1 protein-coding gene and 1 pseudogene are annotated in these 706 nt (G+C 64.4%); both read right to left on the bottom strand.

Annotated features, from left to right (window positions below):
* Positions 1-325: ATP-binding protein (locus NKH49_RS34805; RefSeq protein WP_352930230.1), on the bottom strand; the 325-nt coding region annotated here is incomplete at its 3' end.
* Positions 326-339: 14 nt separating this feature from the next.
* Positions 340-706: pseudogene (locus NKH49_RS34800) on the bottom strand (IS21 family transposase); the annotation flags it as partial.

The raw sequence follows: 706 nt of genomic DNA, 5'->3' as shown, positions 1-706 counted from the left end.
CGGCGGGTCCAATCAACAGCAGGCTATGGCGCTGTCGGATCCAGTCGCAAGCGGCGAGCTTCAGGAAGAGATTGCGATCGAGGCCGCGGGCGGCGCGGAAGTCGACATTCTCGATCTGGGCGTCATGGCGCAGCTTTGCGGCACGAGCCCTGGCCTCGAAGCGTCTCTGGCGGCGCGTGGTCGCCTCGCGCTCGAGAAGCAGCGCGAGCCATTCGCCATGTTCGAGGCTTCTGGCTTCCGTTTGCATCTCGAGTTCCTGATAGGCGCTGGCCATGCCTGTCAGGCCGAGCTCGCGCAGCATATCGATTGTGGGATTGATCAGCATCGTTCGTTGTCTCCTCAATGAAAGTAACCGGGGCCGCGCAGATTGGCGTGCTCCATGACGGCGGCGGGTTCGGTGGACTGCCCCGCGCGCTTTTGGGTGTAGATGAGCGAGGCGATCGTCTTGCAGGTCAGGCCGCCGATCTCGACGGCGCGCGCCGAAACGGTCTCGGCGCGCTCGCGGCTGATGTCGCGATAAAGGCGCAGGATACCCAGACATGTTCTGAAGCCCTGCTCAGGATGCGGCCGGCTGGCGAGGATGGCGGTGATAAGCCCTTCGGTTTGCGGTCCGATCGATGCGCCCCAGCGCCGGAAACGATCCGGTGTCCATTCCGCATAGCGGCGGTGCGAGCTCGGCATGTGTGCGGGGTCCGTTCCATAGCGC

It is taken from the genome of Mesorhizobium sp. M1088 (assembly GCF_040318575.1).
GTDB lineage: Bacteria > Pseudomonadota > Alphaproteobacteria > Rhizobiales > Rhizobiaceae > Mesorhizobium.
This window is presented reverse-complemented; position numbering and strand designations above follow the sequence as displayed.